The sequence below is a fragment of the Shinella sp. HZN7 genome (genome assembly GCF_001652565.1).
GTDB classification, from domain to species: Bacteria; Pseudomonadota; Alphaproteobacteria; order Rhizobiales; family Rhizobiaceae; genus Shinella; species Shinella granuli.
The window spans coordinates 1291112-1308545 of sequence record NZ_CP015736.1; the positions used below are offsets into that span (position 1 = coordinate 1291112).

The following is a 17434-nucleotide window of genomic DNA, read 5'->3' on the forward strand; positions in this document are numbered from 1 at the left end:
CAATTTCCGGCCGGCTGTTGCGAAGCGGCCGGCAAGGACCTATCTCCCTGATGCGGCGCCCCACCGGGCGCCGCATTTTCATTCGGCAAGTCCGGCAAGAGACGAAGACCGGGGCGTGACGGCGATCCGGCGGAGGCCAGCGTGGCAGCGACGACGAAGAAGACGGTTTCGGCCGACAGCAGCAATCCCTTCCACACGCTGGTGAACCTCTGGCCCTATATGTGGCCCTCCGACCGGCCGGACCTGAAGATGCGCGTCGTCTGGGCCTCGGTCTTCCTGCTTCTTTCCAAGATCGTGCTGCTGCTGGTGCCCTATTTCTTCAAATGGGCGACGGATGCGCTGAACGGCAAGGCGGACGCTGTCTCGCTGCTGCCGACCGTCCTGCTCGGCGCGGTCATGCTGGTGCTTGCCTATAATGGCGCGCGCATCCTGCAGGCCGGCCTCAACCAGTTGCGCGACGCGCTCTTTGCCAGCGTCGGGCAATATGCCGTGCGCCAGCTCGCCTACCGCACCTTCGTGCACCTGCACCGCCTGTCGCTGCGCTTCCATCTGGAACGGCGCACCGGAGGGCTTTCGCGCGTCATCGAGCGCGGCACCAAGGGCATCGAGACGATCGTGCGCTTCACGATCCTCAACAGCGTGCCGACCTTCATCGAGTTCCTGCTCACCGCCGCCGTCTTCTGGTGGGGCTATGGGCTGCAATATCTCCTCGTCACCGCCGCCACCGTCTGGCTCTACATCTGGTTCACCGTCCGGGCGAGCGACTGGCGCATCTCCATCCGCCGCTCGATGAACGACAGCGACACCGAGGCCAACACCAAGGCGATCGATTCGCTGCTGAACTTCGAGACGGTCAAGTATTTCGGCAACGAGGAGATGGAGGCCCGCCGCTTCGACCAGTCCATGGCGCGCTACGAGAAGGCGGCGACGCAGGTCTGGACCTCGCTCGGCTGGCTCAACTTCGGCCAGGCGCTGATCTTCGGCGTCGGCATGGCCGTCATGATGGCGATGTCGGCGCTCGCCGTGCAGCGCGGCGAGCAGACGGTCGGCGATTTCGTCTTCATCAATGCCATGCTGATCCAGCTCGCCATCCCGCTCAACTTCATCGGCTTCGTCTACCGCGAAATCCGCCAGGGCCTGACCGATATCGAGCAGATGTTCGACCTGCTCGAGGTGGAGCAGGAGGTGCAGGACAAGCCCGGCGCCGCCGATCTCGTCGTCGCCGACGGCGCGATCTCCTTCAAGGATGTGCACTTCGCCTATGATCCGGCCCGGCCGATCCTCAAGGGTGTCTCCTTCGACGTGCCCGCCGGCAAGACCGTCGCCGTCGTCGGCCCGTCCGGCGCAGGAAAATCGACGCTCTCGCGGCTGCTCTACCGCTTCTACGACGTGCAGCAGGGCGCGATCACCATCGACGGGCAGGATGTGCGCGACGTCACGCAGAAGAGCCTGCGCGCGGTGATCGGCATGGTGCCGCAGGATACCGTGCTGTTCAACGACACGATCGCCTACAACATCCGCTACGGCCGGCCGGATGCGAGCGATGCGGACGTGGCCGCCGCTGCCGAGGCGGCGCAGATCGGCCCCTTCATCCGCCACCTGCCGGAAGGCTTCAAGGCGATGGTCGGCGAGCGCGGGCTGAAACTTTCCGGCGGCGAGAAGCAGCGGGTCGCCATCGCCCGCACCATCCTGAAGAGCCCGCCGATCCTCATCCTCGACGAGGCGACCTCGGCGCTCGACACCCGCACGGAGCAGGAGATCCAGGCCGCGCTCGACGTCGTGTCGAAGAACCGCACCACGCTCGTCATCGCGCACCGCCTCTCCACCGTCATTTCGGCGGACGAGATCATCGTGCTGAAGGACGGCGGCATCGCCGAGCGCGGCACGCACGGCGAGCTGATGCAGCGCGACGGCGGCCTCTACGCCTCCATGTGGAACCGCCAGCGCGAGGCCGTGCAGGCCGAGGAACGCCTGAAGCAGGTGCGCGAGAGCGACGAACTCGGCGTCATCCTGCGCGGCGCGCCGGCGGCGGAGTGATCAGTCGCCGGGCGCGGCAAAGAGGATCAGGTTGCCGTCGGGATCGAGCAGGATGAAGGTGCGCGCGCCCCAGGGCTGCGTCATCAGCGTGCTGTGGAACGTGACGCCGGCGGCCTGATAGGTAAGGAAAAGTGTCTTGATCGCCGCCGCGCTGTCGAGCGTGATCGAGGCTGACAGCAGGTCCTCCCGTCGGCGGATATCGCCGAGGAAGACGGGCTCGCGCACCAGCCGCAGGCAGAGCCGCGCCCGGTCGCGCGCCACGACCCCGTAGAACGGCGGATCGCCATAGGCGAAATCGACGGAAAAGCCGAGTTTTTCCGTGAAGAAGGCGAGGGAGGCGGCGAAATCGGTCACGTAGAGCACCGGCTCCGCTCCGCTGAGGATCGGGCCTTGCGGCATGTTTTCAGTCGTGCTGTGCATGGTGGGGGCTCCTGTCCTGAGCGCCGGCCAATCCGGAAACCCGTTCTGGCGGGCGACAAGCGCCTGCGCATCGGCAGGCGAGAACGGGGCATCCAGCACCTCCCCGTCGTTTAGATGCCGGAAGCGGGGCAGGGCAGCGCGGATGATCGCCGCCACCGGATGGTGTCGCTCGCGATGCCAGCGCAGATATTGCTTGGCCTGCTTGCGGAGGTTTTCGAGGTTCGGCATGGGCGCGGCTACGGTTTCGGTCGTAGGTGGGCATTGCCCCTTCAGCTCCCGCCGATGCGCCCTACAGCAACGGGGAAAGTGTGCCCGCACCGGCCGGCGCTTGTCAACCGCAGGGCAGGGGACAGGGCATCGGGGCCGCCGCGGAACCTTTTCTGCGCCCGCCGGGTTGAGCCCCGAAGAGCCCCGCTGGGGGCTAATCGCCACGCCGCATTGCCCCCATCGCCATTTCACGCTAGGTCGATGGCGTGAAATCATCAGGAGATGTCGGAAGATGAGTTTGGTCGATACGATACGCAGCACCCTGGTGCCGATCCATCGGGAGGGCTGGAAGTTCGTGGCCGGCTTCTTCGTCGCCTCGCTGCTGCTCGGCGCGGCCTGGGAACCGCTGATGTGGATCGGCTTCGTGCTCACCGCCTGGTGCGCCTATTTCTTCCGCGATCCCGAGCGCCTGACGCCGCAGGATGACGATCTTGTGATCAGCCCGGCCGATGGCCGCGTCTCGGCCGTCGCCATGGTGACGCCGCCGGCCGAACTGGAGCTCGGCGACCAGCCGATGCTGCGCATCTCGGTCTTCATGAACGTCTTCAACTGCCATGTGAACCGCGCGCCGATGCGCGGCCGCGTCGCGCGCGTCGCCTATCGCGCCGGCAAGTTCCTGAATGCCGACCTCGACAAGGCGAGCCAGGAGAACGAGCGCAACGGCCTCGTCATCGAGAGCGCGCACGGGCCGATCGGCGTCGTGCAGATCGCCGGTCTCGTCGCCCGCCGCATCCTGTGCTGGACCAGCATGAACGACAGCCTGGAGGCTGGCGAGCGTTTCGGCCTCATCCGCTTCGGCTCGCGCCTCGACGTCTTCCTGCCCGCGGGCGTGCAGCCGCGCGTCAGCGTCGGCCAGACGGCGATCGCCGGCGAGACGGTGCTGGCGGAATTCGGCTCGGCCAAGGGGCCGGTCGTCAGCCGCAGGGGATGAGGAAACGAGGAGATAGGCAGTAGCCAATAGGGTTCGAGAAACTATCTTCTACTGCCTACTGCCTACTGCCTACTGCCTACTGCCTACTGCCTACTGCCTACTGCCTACTGCCTGAAAACAGCGAAGCGAAAAGCGATGGACACACCCTTTCCGCCCTATGAGCCGAATGGACCGAACGACGAGGCGCGGGGCCCGCGCCTGCGGGAGATCCCGCTGCGCGTCATCATCCCGAACGTCATCACGGTGCTTGCCATCTGCGCGGGCCTCACGGGCATCAGGCTCGCCTTCGAGAACCGCTATGAGCTCGCTGTCGGCATGGTGCTGCTCGCGGCCTTTCTCGATGGCATCGACGGGCGCGTCGCGCGCCTCTTGAAGGCCACCTCGAAATTCGGCGGCCAGATGGATTCGCTCGCCGACATCATCAATTTCGGCGTTGCCCCGGCGCTCGTGCTCTATGTCTTCATCCTCGACCAGGCGCGCTCCTTCGGCTGGATCGCGGCGTTGATCTACACCATCGCCGCAGGCCTGCGCCTCGCGCGCTTCAACGTCATGGCCGAGCGCGAGACCAAGGCCAAGTGGCAGACGGAATATTTCGTCGGCGTGCCGGCCCCGGCGGGCGGCATGCTGGTGCTGCTGCCGGTCTATCTCGGCTTCCTCGGCCTTGCGCCGAGCCCGCTCTTCGCCTACCTCGCCTCCGGCTACACGGTGCTGATCGGCTTCCTGCTGGTCAGCCGCCTGCCGGTCTGGTCCGGCAAGTCGGAAGGCAGCCGCATCCGCCGTGATCTCGTGCTGCCGGGCATCCTGCTCGTCGTGCTCTATGTCGCGACCCTGATGAGCTTCACCTGGGAGACCATGGTGGTGACGGTCGTCGCCTATCTGGCGACCCTGCCGTTCGGCGCCCGTTCCTGGCAGCGCAAATATGGCGGCTGGACCGCGCCGGTGACGCACGGCGCCAGCGAGTTCCCCGACGAGCCCGACGGGCAATAATCCTCGCCCATCACATCCGCGTGAACCCTTAAGAAGCCCTGCCCGCACACCGTGGGCGGGGCTTGATTTTTTGTCGCAAGTCGATTAGGTAGCTATCAAATAGATAGCAAGCTAATTGTATTTGGGCTACCGAGATGAGCACATCCGATCCGCACGAGCGTATCCTCGACGACCTTTCCCGCGTGCAGCGCAAGATGCGCGCCCTGTTCGATGCCCGCGTGAAGGAGCGGGGGCTGACGCTGCCGCGCGCCCGCGCGCTTCTGATCCTCGGCCGCGGCGTCAATCTCAACCAGCGCGAGCTGGCCGATGAGCTCGACATCGAGACGCCGACGCTCGTGCGCCTGCTCGACGGCATGGAGAAGCAGGGCTTCATCGAGCGCCAGTCGGTGGAAGGCGATCGCCGGGCCAAGCAGATCGTCATGACCCCGCGCGGCGCCAAGGTCGCCGAGGAGGTGCTGGACCTTGCCCGCTCGCTGCGCGCCGACGTGCTGAAGAGCATCTCGGCCCATGACATGTCGACCACCGTCAAGGTCTTCGCCGCCATGTCCGACAATATCGCGAAGAGCTGTCGGGAGAGCGTCGAGGCATGAGCACCGGTCCCGCCCCGGGCGGGCGCGAAGGAGAGGGCGAACCGCCGCAGTCCGCGGCGGCGGAACCGGCCGGGGAGACGCCTGCCGCTCCGCCACCGCCACCGCCCATGGCGCCGCCGCGCGCCGCCGCCTACATGGCCGCCTCCACCCTGCTTGCCATGACGCAGGGCTTCGGCATGAACCTCGTCGCCGCCAACATCCCGCAGCTCCAGGGCCCGTTCGGTGCCACCACCGCCGAGGCGACCTGGCTGATGGCCGCCTACATGGCCCCGAACGCCTCGCTCTCGCTGGCGCTCATCAAGATCCGCAACCAGTATGGCCTGCGCCCCTTCGCCGAGCTCGGCATCGCCGTCTTCCTCCTCGTGTCGGTGGCGCATATCTTCATCACGGACCTGCACTCCGCCCTCGTGCTGCGCTTCTTCGCCGGCATCGCGGCCGCGCCGCTCTCCTCGCTCGGCTTCCTCTACATGCTGGAGGCCTTCAGCCCGGCGCGCAAGCTGACGATCGGCATCTCGCTCGCCTTGACCAATATCGGTCTCGCCGCCCCGTTCACCCGGCTCATTTCCCCGTCGCTCATCGATCTCGGCGGCGTGCGGGCGCTGCTGCATTTCGAGCTGGCGCTCGCCATGCTGTCCTTCGCGGCGATCTATCTCCTGCCGCTCACGCCGCCGCCGCGGGTGAAGGTCATCGAGAAGCTGGACATCGTCAGCTACCTGTTCATCGCCGTCGGTTTCGGCGCGGGCGCCGTCGTGCTCGTGCTCGGCCGGCAATATTGGTGGCTGGAGGCCCGCTGGATCGGCGAACTGCTCGTCGTCATGATCGGCGCGCTCACCATCGCCGCCGTCATCGAGCTCAACCGGGAGAGGCCGCTGATCGACCTGCGCTGGCTGTTCAGTCGCGAGATGCTGCACTTCGCCGCCGTGCTGGTGCTGTTCCGGCTGATGCTGGCCGAGCAGACCGCCGTCGCCGGCAATTTCTTCCAGATCACCGGCCTGCAGAACGACCAGCTCACCGGGCTCTACGGCATGGTGGCGCTCGCCACCGCTGCGGGCGGCCTCCTCTGTGCGGCCATCCTGAAGCCCGGCCGGGAGCCCGGCATCCACATGGCGGCGCTGCTGCTGATCGGTGTCGGTGCCTTTCTCGACAGCCGGGCGACGAATTTGACGCGGCCGGAGCAGATGTATCTGAGCCAGGCGATGATCGCCGCCGGCGGCAGCCTGTTCCTGCCGCCCGCCATCGCCTCCGGCTTCACGCTGGCGCTGCGCAAGGGGCCGCAATACATCCTCAGCTTCATCGTCGTCTTCCTGGTGACGCAGAGCCTCGGCGGCCTTGCCGGCTCGGCGCTGTTCGGCTCCTTCATCACGCTGCGCGAGAAATTCCACTCGAACATCCTCGCCGAGGCGATGACGCTGGCCGATCCGCTGGTCTCAGGCCGCGTGGCGCAGCTTTCCGCCGCCTATGGCCACACGATCACCGATCCGGCCGTGCTGAAGGCGGAGGGCGTCGCGCTGCTCGGCCAGCAGGTGACACGGGAGGCCAATGTGCTCGCCCACAACGATGCCTTCCTCGTCATCGCGCTGCTCGCCGTCGGCGCCGCGACGGCGCTTGCCATCCACATGCTTTACATTCGTATCAGAGAGGCCGGCGCCCGCAGCGGCGGGCCGGCAGCCGTTGAAGGTTGACCGAAATGAAGACTTACATCCGCAATACCGCCACGGCGCTCGCCCTCGTCCTCGGCGTGGCCGGCATCGGCGCGGTGCTCTACGCCTGGCAGCTCCCGCCCTTTGCCAGCGAGGTCCAGACGACGGACAATGCCTATGTGCGCGGCTACGTGACGCTGATCAGCCCGCAGCTCGCCGGCTATGTCACCGAGGTGTCCGTGAAGGACTACGAGACGGTCAAGGCCGGCGCCGTGCTCGCCCGGCTCGACGACCGCATCTTCCGCCAGAAGGTCGAGCAGGCCAATGCCACGCTCGCCAGCCAGAAGGCGGCGCTCGCCAATTCCGAGCAGCAGGAGAACGCCGCGAAAGCCCGCATCGGCGCCAGCGAGGCGGCGCTCGACAGCGCGACCTACGCCAAGCGCCGGGCGGAGGAGAACTGGAACCGCATCGATGAACTGTCGAACAAGGGCATCGCCACCCAGAGCGACCGCGAGCAGAGCCGCACCACGCTCGACCAGGCCGAGGCCGCCATCGCACAGGCGAAGGCGAATCTCGAAGTCTCCCGGCAGGACCTGCAGACGATCATCGTCGGCCGCGATTCCCTGCGTGCCGCGGTGGCGGGGGCGGAGGCCTCGGTGGAGCTTGCCAGGATCGACCTCTCCAACACCGTCATCACCGCCCCGCGCGACGGTGCGGTGGGCGAGGTGGGCGTCAAGCTCGGCCAGTATGTCGCCGCCGGCACCCAGCTCATGGCCGTCGTGCCGCACGACACCTGGGTCATCGCCAATTTCAAGGAAACGCAGCTCGCCTATATCAAGCCCGGCCAGAAGGTCGAGGTCAGCGTCGATGCGCTGAAGCACGCCACGCTGACCGGCCGTGTCGAGCGCTTCTCGCCCGCCACGGGCTCGGAGTTCAGCGTGATCAAGCCGGACAACGCCACCGGCAATTTCACGAAGGTCGCCCAGCGCGTGCCCGTGCGCATCGCCATCGACGAGGGGCAGGAGCTCGCGAAACACCTTGCGCCGGGGCTTTCGGTGGTGGTGAAGACGGTGGTGGGGGAGTAGGGGCGTCGCTGTTTGCGGGTGTCGTGTGGATCCTCGGGTCAAGCCCGAGGATGACGGAGGAGAGGAAGCGACCGAACAACGTCAACGGCTTACCCGAAAACCTCCACCCCACCCTCCGTCATCCTCGGGCTTGACCCGAGGATCCTGTGTGTTTGCACTGATGTAAGATGGTTGCGGGAAGGAGGCCGAGAGGATCCAGGCCGCCGTTTGTGACGGCAGGCCGCGACGTGGCTTGGTCCCTTCCCGCTTCGCCCATCAACCTGAACAGTTGCACGGGGCTGTCGCCACAGACCCCGCACACAGGAGCAGGCGCCATGACGATACACCATACCTTCATCGGCTGCGACATCGGCAAGGACATGATCGACATCTTCGATCCGCGAACGGCCAGGTTCTGCCGCATCCCCAATGACGAAGCGGCGCTGTCGACCTTCGCGCACCGTCTCGACCCGGCCACCGACCTGGTCGTCTTCGAGGCGACAGGCCATTGCGACCGGCTGTTGCGCCTGTGTCTTTCGCAGGCCGGCATCGCCTTTGCCCGCGTCAACCCGAAGACGGCCCGGCGCTTTGCCGAAGCGCGGGGACGGCTGGCCAAGACCGATCGCATCGATGCCCGCTCGCTTTGCGAGATGGGCAGCATGTTCGGCCTGACGGCCGAGGCGCCGCCTTGCCCGGTCCGCGAGCGGCTGGCGGCCCTTGCCCGCCGCCGGGATCAGCTCGTCGATGCCCGCGCAACCGAGCGCAGGCACCTTTGCGATGCCTTCGATCCCGCCATCCGCGCCGACATCGAGACCATGATCGCCATCCTCGGCGAGAAGATCGCCTCGATCCAGGCCGAGATCGACGACCACATGAAGAGCCAGGCCCTCACCGAACACGCCCATCGCCTCACCTCCGCCCCCGGCGTCGGCAAGGTGACGGCCTTGACCCTGCTGGCCCATATGCCCGAACTCGGCGCCCTCTCGCCCAAGGCGGCGGCAAGCCTTGCGGGCCTTGCTCCCTTCAATGACGATTCCGGCAAGAGATCTGGCCGACGCCGTATCAAGGGCGGCCGGCCACGCGTGCGAAAGGCCCTCTATATGGCGGCCCTCGGCGCCATCAAGGCCTCCGCGCGCCTGCGTGCCTTCCATCAAGCCGTCTCGGCCAGAACAGGATCGGCAAAGGCCGGCATCATCGCCGTCGCAAGGAAGCTCCTCACAATCCTAAATGCAATGCAGCGTGACAAAACTCACTTCGCATGAACACAGTTGCCACGCGGCACGCGCAACGTGACCGATTCACGCCGGCAGACGATAATCCAGCAGACGCCCCTGCCGCATGTCGAACAACTTCCCCGTCTCGGCATAATCCGGCGCGACCAGCGACAGGATGACCTTCGCCACCTCCGAGGGATGCTGCAGGGTCGAGGGGTCCTCGCCGGGAATCGCCTGGGCGCGCATGGCGGTGCGGGTGGCGCCGGGATCGAGCGCGGTGATGCGGAGCGCCGTGCGCTGCGTCTCGCCGGCCCAGGTGCGCGCGAGCGCCTCGACGGCCGCCTTGGAGGCCGAGTAGGGGCCCCAGAAGGGCTTGCACTTGTGCGCGGCGCTGGACGAGAGGATGACGGCGCGGCCGGCATCCGACTTCAAGAGCAGCGGCTCGACCGAGCGGATGAGCCGCCAGGTGGACGTGACGTTGATCGCCATCACCTTCTCGAACACCTTCGCCTCGACATGGCCGATCGGCGAGATCGTGCCGAGCACGCCGGCGTTTGCCACGAGGATGTCGAGCTTGCCCCAGCGCTCGAAGATCGAGCCGCCGAGCTTGTCGATCGCCGCCATGTCGGCGAGGTCGAAGGGCACCAGCGTCGCCGAGCCGCCGGCGGCCTTGATCGCATCGTCCAGTTCTTCCAGGCCGCCGACCGTGCGGGCGCAGGCGATGACATGCGCACCGGCCTTCGCGAGTTCGAGGGCGGTGAAATAGCCGATGCCGCGCGACGCGCCGGTGACCAGCGCGAGGCGGCCTTTCAGGTCGATGCTCATGATGTCTTCAATTATCCGTTGCTTGCCAGAACCGAGACCTTCCGTCCCATCGTCTCGCCTTCCTTGTCAAGGAGGCGCGTCGGATAGTCGCCGGTGAAGTAGTGGTCGGTGAACTGCGGACGGGCCGGGTTGCGGTCCTCGCCGCCGACGGCGCGGTAGAGCCCGTCGATGGAGAGGAATTCCAGCGAATCCGCCCCGATATACTGCGCCATCGCCTTGACGTCGTTGTACTGGTTGGCGAGCAGCTTGTCCCGGTCGGGCGTGTCGATGCCATAGAAGTCGGGATAGAAGATCATCGGGCTGGCGACGCGGACATGCACTTCCTTCGCGCCCGCATCGCGGATCATCTGAACGATCTTCAGCGACGTCGTGCCGCGCACGATCGAATCGTCGACGAGGATGACGCGCTTGCCGTCGATCATCGCCCGGTTGGCGGAGTGCTTCAGCTTGACGCCGAAGGCGCGGATCTGCTGCGTCGGCTCGATGAAGGTGCGGCCGACATAGTGGTTGCGGATGATGCCGTATTCGAACGGGATGCCGCTCTCCTGCGCATAGCCGAGCGCGGCGGGCGTGCCGCCGTCCGGCACCGGCACGACGACGTCGCCCTCGACCGGGTGCTCCTTGGCAAGGTTCATGCCCATGTTCTTGCGTGCGACATAGACCGAGCGGCCGCCGACGACGGAATCGGGGCGGGCGAAATAGACATATTCGAAGAGGCAGAGGCGCTCCGGCTGCGGATTGCCCGATTTCCTGGCCTCGATGGTGATGGAGCCGTCCGGCTGGATCTCGCAGACGATGATCTCGCCGTTCTCGACGTCGCGGATATATTTCGCGCCGATGATGTCGAGCGCGCAGGTTTCCGAGGCGAAGATCGGCTTGCCGTCGAGCTCGCCCATGACGAGCGGGCGGATGCCGGTGGGGTCGCGCGCGGCGATCAGCTTGGTGCGGGTGATGCCGAGCATCGAATAGCCGCCTTCCATCTGGCGGATCGCGTCGATGAAGCGGTCCGTCGTGGAGGTGTAGCGCGAGCGGGCGATGAGGTGGAGCACGACCTCCGTGTCCGAGGTCGACTGACAGATCGCGCCGCCGGCGATGATCTGCCGGCGCAGCGTCAGGCCGTTGGTGAAGTTGCCGTTATGGGCGACGGCGATGCCGCCGACTTCCAGTTCCGCAAAGAGCGGCTGCACGTTGCGCAGCGCCACTTCCCCGGTGGTGGAATAGCGGGTGTGGCCGATCGCCATGTTGCCGGGGAGCTTGGCGAGCGTCACCGGGTTCGTATAGTGGTCGCCGACGAGGCCCATATGCTTTTCCGTATGGAACTGCTTGCCGTCGAAGGAGACGATGCCGGCGGCTTCCTGGCCGCGATGCTGCAGCGCGTGCAGGCCGAGCGCCGTCAGTGTTGCGGCTTCCGGATGGCCGAGAATGCCGAAGACGCCGCATTCTTCGTGAAGCGTATCGCCGTCGAGATCGTCGTCGTGGCGGCCGGGGAACTGGAAGTCGCTCATTGCTGCAAGCCTTTGCTCGGGACCGTAAGAGGTTGCACGGGGTTCTGGGTCGTTCGGCAAGGCCCATATGGGTATTGCCGAAAGCATTTGCCACCGAGGCCCGGAAGCGTCAGTGGCTGATGTTCTATCCTACCAAAAAATCGGGGAGCCTGCCTTCGCCATTTCTCGCGAGTGTCGGCTCCCCCTGTCGATTATCCGTTCGTGGCGGGCGTCTCTTCGGCGGGCGCCTGGTTCGTGCCGCCGGCGGCGCCGTCCGGGTCCTCCGTGCCGCCTTCGCCTTCGGCCGGCTTGCCGCGCAGGCGGTCGAGGATCGTCGCGTCGGCGTCCTCCGGCAGGAGCGCCACGAGGCGCGAGCCGAGATTGTCGAGCAGCGGCTTGGACTTTGCCGTGGTGACCCAGGAGGGCTGCTGCTGCGGGGCGACCAGCCAGTTGAAGAACAGCATGGCGACGACGACGAGCAGGATGCCGCGGGCCGCGCCGAACAGGAAGCCGAGCGTGCGGTCGAGCGCGCCGATGCGGCTGTCGATGATGAAATCGGCAATGCGCATGGTGATGAAGGAGATCACGATGAGCGCGACGAGGAAGACGGCGGCGGCGGAGCCGACCATGGCGACCGTGTCGCTCGTCGTATAGTCCTTCGCATAAGGCAGGAGGACCGGATAGAGGAAATAGGCGGCTGCTGCGGCACCCACCCAGCTTGCGACGGAGAGCACCTCGCGCGAAAAACCGCGCACCATCGCCAATACGGCGGAGAACAGCGCGACGCCGATGACGATACCGTCGAGAATTGTGATGGGCATGTTCGTCCTACTCCAAACCCGAAATGTCGCCGGGCCCCGCACCGTTCGAGCGGGGCACCTTAGCGGAAGGCGTCTTCGCCGTCTCAGTTCGGCACGCCGGCAGCCGATGTTTCCCACAGGCCATTGCCGTCTGCCGGAGGGCGTCAAACGTCCTCGTCTTCCCGCTTCAGGGCGCTCTTCGATCCGGCAATGCGCGCCACCAGATCCGGCAGGCTGTCGATCTCGCTCCAGCGGCCGCCATTGCCCTTGGGCAGATCGGCGGAACCGGCGGGCAGGACGGCCTGCGAAAAACCCAGCTTTTCCGCCTCCTTGAGGCGCTGGGCGGTGTGCGCCACCGGGCGAATGGCGCCCGACAGGCTGACTTCGCCGAAATAGACGCAATCGGCCGGAAGGGCAAGACCGGCAAGCGAGGAAACCAGCGCGGAGGCGACCGCAAGGTCCGCCGCCGGTTCCGTGATGCGATAGCCGCCCGCCACGTTGAGGTAGACGTCGTGTTGCCCGAGGCAGACGCCGCAATGGGCCTCCAGCACCGCGAGGATCATCGAGAGCCGCGCCGAATCCCAGCCGACGACCGCCCGGCGCGGCGTGCCGAGCGAGGTGGGGGCGACGAGCGCCTGCACCTCGACCAGCACCGGCCGCGTGCCCTCCATGCCGGCGAAGACCGCCGCGCCCGGCGATTTCGCATTGCGCTCGCCGAGGAAGAGTTCCGAGGGGTTGGAGACCTCGCGCAAACCCTTGTCGGACATTTCGAAGACGCCGATCTCGTCCGTGGGGCCAAAGCGGTTCTTGACCGTGCGCAGGATGCGGTAATGGTGGCCGCGGTCGCCCTCGAAATAGAGCACGGCATCGACCATGTGCTCGACCACGCGCGGGCCGGCGATCTGGCCTTCCTTGGTGACATGGCCGACGAGCACCATGGCGGCGCCCGTCTGCTTGGCGAAGCGGATCATCGCCTGCACGCCGGTGCGCACCTGCGTCACGGTGCCGGGCGCGGCCTCGGCGGTGTCGCTCCAGAGGGTCTGGATCGAATCGATGATGACGAGGTCCGGCCGCTTGCCTTCGCCGACGGTGGCCAAGATATCCTCGACATTGGTCTCGGCGGCGAGCAGCACGTCGGTCTCGGCGGCTTGCAGGCGCTGGGCGCGCAGGCGCACCTGCGCCACCGCCTCTTCGCCCGAGACATAGATGATGCGGTGGCCGCGGCGGGAGAGGGCGGCGGCGGCCTGCATCAGCAGGGTGGACTTGCCGATGCCGGGATCGCCGCCGATCAGCACCGCCGAGCCGCGCACGAAGCCGCCGCCGGTGGCACGGTCGAGTTCGCCGATGCCGGTGTGGATGCGCGGGGCTTCCTCGATCTCGCCCGACAGGGCGGTCAGCGCGACCGGCCGGCCCTTCTTCGGCACCTTGCCGGGGCCGGAGCCGATGCCGCCCATCGGGTCTTCCTCGACAACGGTGTTCCATTCGCCGCAGCCCTCGCATTTCCCGACCCAGCGGGAATGCGCGGTGCCGCAGTTCTGGCAGACGAATTGGGTGCGGGCTTTCGCCATCGGGTCTCGCTTTCCGGGAATCGCTCCGCAAGCCCTTAGCACAAAACAGGAACGTGTCCTATTTTTTCACCGCCTCGTAGCGCCGTTCGTAGCGGCTGCCGAGGCTGGTCAGGAGTTCGTAGTCGATCGTGCCGCCGGCGCGGGCCACGTCCTCGATGGGCATGTTGCGGCCGAAGAGCTCGATGAAGTCGCCGGCCCGGACGCTGCCCTCCGGCAGGTCCGTCACGTCGAAATGCGTGAGGTCCATGGTGACGCGGCCGATCAGCGGCACGGTGCGGCCGTGCAGCACGCCGCTGGCGCCCGGGATGTTCGTCTTGCGCAGCGGCACGCCGGAGCCGGAGAGGGCGCGCATGTAGCCGTCCGCGTAGCCGACCGCGGCGACGGCGATGCGCGTGCCGCGGGAGAAGACGGTGGTGGCGCCGTAGCTGACGCTTTCGCCGGCCTTCGCCTCGCGCACCTGCAGGATGCGCGCCTCGGCGGTGACGACAGGTTTCATCGGGTTCGGCACGTCGTTGACGGCCGCCCCGCCATAGAGCGAAATGCCGGGGCGGGTGAGGGTGAAGTGATAGTCCTCGCCGAGGAAGATGCCGGCCGAATTGGCGAGCGTCGCATCGATGCCGTCGAAGGCGTCGACGGCGGTGCGGAAACGCTGGAGTTGCTGGCGGTTCAGCGGGTGGCTCGGCTCATCCGCGCAGGCGAGGTGGCTGAGCAGCATGATCGGCGAAAAGCTCGCCGGCCGCGCCACGTCGCCGGCAAGCGCCAGCGCATCCTCGACGCGCAGGCCGAGCCGGCTCATGCCGGTGTCGACATGCAGCACGCAGGGGTGGTCGCGCCCGTCGGAAACGGCGGCCATGAAGACGGCGAGCTGCTCCTCCGAGGCGATGACGGGCACGAGGTCGAATTCGAAGAACAGCCGCTCGGAGCCGGCCCACATGCCCGACAGCACGTAGATCCGGACATCCGGCAGCGTTGCGCGCAGCGCCGCGCCTTCCGCGGGCGTCGCGACGAAGAAATCGCGCGCGCCCGCCAGGTGAAAGGTCCTTGCCGCCGGCTCCAGCCCGATGCCGTAGGCGTCCGCCTTGAGCACCGCGGCGGTGCGGGCGGCGCCCGAGCGCCGCGCCATGGCGCGCCAGTTGTCGGCAAGGGCCGAAAGGTCGATCGTCAGGCGGGCATGGTCCTCGCCGGCGACGGGCAGGGTGGAACGGGCGTGCGTGTGGTGCGTGCTCATGGCTCCTGAGATACAGCCTGTGGACCATGGCGGCAATACGGCCGTCCGCTGCATTGCCGCCGGGAGGAGCGGCCTCTATGGTGCCGCCGCGAAAGGGAGAGACGATGCGGGCAGGGATGAGAACGGCCGTGGGGGCGATGGCCCTCGTCCTTGCGGGCAAGGCCCCGGCCGCGGAAAGCGTGCCGACGGACGCGGCCATGCGCGAGGCGCATGCGGTGCTGCTCGGCCTTGCCCAGGACGGCGCGGCGCCGGTGCGCGAGGCGGGCGCGGACATCTACTATTCCATCGTCGACAATCCCGATGCGCCACGGCTGGTGACACGGCTGGAAGTCTCCGGCGCGCCCTGCCGCGCCCGCACCACCTCGGCCCTGCAGTTCCCGGGAAAATGGGCGACGTTGACGCTCGGCCTCGTCGATCTCGGCCGCGTGACGACGGTCACCGCCTATGCCTCCATCGACGACATGATCGCGGAGACAAGGCCCGTTTCGCTCGCCTCACCTGACGTGGAGCAGATCGTGCTGACGGGCGAGGGGCTCTATTGTTCGAGCCACATGTCGCTCTCGGGTCAAAGCAGCGCCTCGGAGGATACCTGTTCGGACAGGCTGGACCTGCCGATGATGGACGAGGAGCAGAGGGCGCGTGGCCGGCGCGTCCTCGCCATCGTGGCCGACGTCTGCAAGGCGCCGGCCTTCGGCAAGAAGTGAGGTCGCAAGGGCGGCCTCAGTGGTCGTACTGGCTGAAGGACGGGTCGGCGAGGTCGGTGAAGCGGGTATATTCCGACTGGAAGGCGAGCTTCACCGTGCCCGTGGGCCCGTGACGCTGCTTGGCGATGATCACGTCCGCCGTGCCCTTCACCTTCTCGAACTGCATCTTCCATTCTTCGTATTTCGGGTCGAACTCGTCGCGCGGTTCGAGGTTCTTCACGTAATATTCCTCGCGGAACACGAAGAGCACGACGTCGGCGTCCTGCTCGATCGAGCCCGATTCGCGAAGGTCTGACAGTTGCGGGCGCTTGTCCTCGCGGCTTTCCACCTGACGGGAAAGCTGGGAGAGCGCGATGATCGGCACGTTCAGCTCCTTGCCGAGCGCCTTGAGGCCCGTCGTGATCTGGGTGATCTCCTGCACGCGGTTGTCGCTCGATTTCCCCGAGCCGGTCATGAGCTGGATATAGTCCACCACGAGGCAATCGAGGCCGCGCTGGCGCTTGAGACGGCGGGCGCGGGCGGAGAGCTGGGCGATGGAGATGCCGCCGGTCTGGTCGATATAGAGCGGCACCTTCTGCATCATTTGACTGCAGGCGACGAGCTTTTCGAAATCGGCCTCCGAAATGTCGCCGCGGCGGATCTTCGACGAGGAGACTTCCGTCTGCTCGGAGATGATACGGGTGGCGAGCTGTTCGGAGGACATTTCGAGCGAGTAGAAGCCGACGACGCCGCCGTTCTTCGCCTTGAACGAGCCGTCCGCCTGGACTTCCGGCTCATAGGCGGCGGCGATGTTGTAGGCGATGTTGGTGGCGAGCGAGGTCTTGCCCATGCCGGGACGGCCGGCGAGCACGATCAGGTCGGAGCGCTGCAGGCCGCCCATGCGGGCGTCGAGCGAATGGATGCCGGTGGAGATGCCCGACAGCGAGCCGTCGCGCTCGAAGGCGGCGCCCGCCATGTCGATCGCCAGCGCGACGGCATCGTTGAAGGACTGGAAGCCGCCGTCGTAGCGGCCCGTCTCGGCCAGCTCGAACAGGCGCCGTTCGGCATCCTCGATCTGGGTCTGCGGCGGCATGTCGAGCGGCGCGTCATAGGCGATGTTGACCATGTCCTCGCCGATATTGATCAGCGAACGGCGGAGCGCCAGGTCATAGATCGCCCGGCCGTAGTCCTCCGCGTTGATGATCGTCACCGCTTCGGCGGCAAGGCGCGCGAGATATTGCGGGATCGTGAGGTCCCCCACCTTGCCGTCGGCCGGCAGGTGCGTCTTCAGCGTGATCGTCGTCGCGATCTTGCCCATGCGGATCGTGTCGCCGGCAAGCTCGTAGATCTTGCGGTGCAGCGGCTCGTTGAAGTGCATGGGCTTCAGGAAGTCCGAGACGCGGTAGTAGGCATCGTTGTTGACGAGGATCGCGCCGAGCAGCGCCTGTTCGGCCTCGATGTTGTTCGGTGCCTCGCGATGATGCAGCTCCGCATTGTCGCGGCCGGCCTGGTTGAGCTTGCGCACGGCGTCGTTCATCGTCCCGAATCTCCCCATCCCTGTTTGCGAAGGCCGCTGGTTTGGTTGCTTTGCCGCCGGGGGTCAAGCGGTTCCGACTCGCCCCGTCCATTAAGCCCGGTCTTAGACTTTTCCACAGGCGGCAGGAACACAGCAAGCCCGGATTGCGCCGGGCCTGCT

General features: G+C 66.8%; 15 protein-coding genes. 8 read left to right on the plus strand and 7 right to left on the minus strand.

The window, feature by feature from the left end; all coding sequences use genetic code 11:
* The first annotated feature begins 141 nt into the window (after nucleotides 1–141).
* Nucleotides 142–2037: an ABC transporter ATP-binding protein/permease gene (locus tag shn_RS06210; protein WP_064329628.1), complete on the plus strand. Its 1896-nt coding sequence runs from the start codon at nucleotides 142–144 to the stop codon at nucleotides 2035–2037.
* Here the strand turns inward: shn_RS06210 and shn_RS06215 are convergent, their stop codons facing one another.
* Nucleotides 2038–2685, minus strand: a complete 648-nt coding sequence (locus shn_RS06215) for a VOC family protein (protein WP_064329629.1) — start codon at nucleotides 2683–2685, stop codon at nucleotides 2038–2040.
* Between the two features lie 271 nt (nucleotides 2686–2956).
* On the opposite strand from shn_RS06215, the gene shn_RS06220 reads away from it, so the two are divergent.
* The 6 genes from shn_RS06220 to shn_RS06245 all read left to right on the plus strand — a co-directional run bounded on the left by shn_RS06220 (nucleotide 2957) and on the right by shn_RS06245 (nucleotide 9198).
* Nucleotides 2957–3655, plus strand: a complete 699-nt coding sequence (locus tag shn_RS06220) for a phosphatidylserine decarboxylase (RefSeq protein ID WP_064329630.1) — start codon at nucleotides 2957–2959, stop codon at nucleotides 3653–3655.
* 135 nt (nucleotides 3656–3790) lie between these two features.
* The gene (pssA, locus tag shn_RS06225) at nucleotides 3791–4642 is read left to right on the plus strand and encodes a CDP-diacylglycerol--serine O-phosphatidyltransferase (RefSeq protein WP_064329631.1); all 852 of its coding nucleotides are present in this window, start codon (nucleotides 3791–3793) and stop codon (nucleotides 4640–4642) included.
* A 134-nt stretch (nucleotides 4643–4776) separates the two neighbouring features.
* Complete coding sequence (locus shn_RS06230) at nucleotides 4777–5232, plus strand: MarR family winged helix-turn-helix transcriptional regulator (RefSeq protein WP_064329632.1); 456 nt, start codon at nucleotides 4777–4779, stop codon at nucleotides 5230–5232.
* Nucleotides 5233–5339: 107 nt separating this feature from the next.
* A complete protein-coding gene (locus shn_RS06235) occupies nucleotides 5340–6914 on the plus strand; it encodes an MFS transporter (RefSeq protein ID WP_064329633.1) in 1575 nt (524 codons plus the stop codon).
* Nucleotides 6915–6919: 5 nt separating this feature from the next.
* Entirely contained in the window at nucleotides 6920–7957 is a 1038-nt protein-coding gene (locus tag shn_RS06240) for an HlyD family secretion protein (protein WP_064329634.1), read from the plus strand.
* A 314-nt stretch (nucleotides 7958–8271) separates the two neighbouring features.
* Complete coding sequence (locus shn_RS06245) at nucleotides 8272–9198, plus strand: IS110 family transposase (protein WP_064329635.1); 927 nt, start codon at nucleotides 8272–8274, stop codon at nucleotides 9196–9198.
* Nucleotides 9199–9234: 36 nt separating this feature from the next.
* On the opposite strand, the gene shn_RS06250 is transcribed toward shn_RS06245, so the two are convergent.
* The 5 genes from shn_RS06250 to alr all read right to left on the minus strand — a co-directional run bounded on the left by shn_RS06250 (nucleotide 9235) and on the right by alr (nucleotide 15055).
* Nucleotides 9235–9975, minus strand: coding sequence for an SDR family NAD(P)-dependent oxidoreductase (locus tag shn_RS06250; protein ID WP_064329636.1), 741 nt, complete (start codon nucleotides 9973–9975; stop codon nucleotides 9235–9237).
* An 11-nt stretch (nucleotides 9976–9986) separates the two neighbouring features.
* On the minus strand, nucleotides 9987–11480 hold the full coding sequence (purF, locus tag shn_RS06255; RefSeq protein WP_064329637.1) for an amidophosphoribosyltransferase: 1494 nt from the start codon (nucleotides 11478–11480) through the stop codon (nucleotides 9987–9989).
* 191 nt (nucleotides 11481–11671) lie between these two features.
* On the minus strand, nucleotides 11672–12280 hold the full coding sequence (locus shn_RS06260; RefSeq protein ID WP_064329638.1) for a CvpA family protein: 609 nt from the start codon (nucleotides 12278–12280) through the stop codon (nucleotides 11672–11674).
* 143 nt (nucleotides 12281–12423) lie between these two features.
* Nucleotides 12424–13827, minus strand: a complete 1404-nt coding sequence (gene radA / locus shn_RS06265; RefSeq protein WP_064329639.1) for a DNA repair protein RadA — start codon at nucleotides 13825–13827, stop codon at nucleotides 12424–12426.
* Between the two features lie 58 nt (nucleotides 13828–13885).
* Complete coding sequence (gene alr / locus shn_RS06270; RefSeq protein WP_064329640.1) at nucleotides 13886–15055, minus strand: alanine racemase; 1170 nt, start codon at nucleotides 15053–15055, stop codon at nucleotides 13886–13888.
* Nucleotides 15056–15171: 116 nt separating this feature from the next.
* Between alr and shn_RS06275 the strand changes: the two genes are divergently transcribed.
* Entirely contained in the window at nucleotides 15172–15759 is a 588-nt protein-coding gene (locus tag shn_RS06275; protein ID WP_145925879.1) for a hypothetical protein, read from the plus strand.
* Nucleotides 15760–15775: 16 nt separating this feature from the next.
* On the opposite strand, the gene shn_RS06280 is transcribed toward shn_RS06275, so the two are convergent.
* The gene (locus shn_RS06280) at nucleotides 15776–17275 is read right to left on the minus strand and encodes a replicative DNA helicase (RefSeq protein WP_064329642.1); all 1500 of its coding nucleotides are present in this window, start codon (nucleotides 17273–17275) and stop codon (nucleotides 15776–15778) included.
* Between the last annotated feature and the right edge of the window lie 159 nt (nucleotides 17276–17434).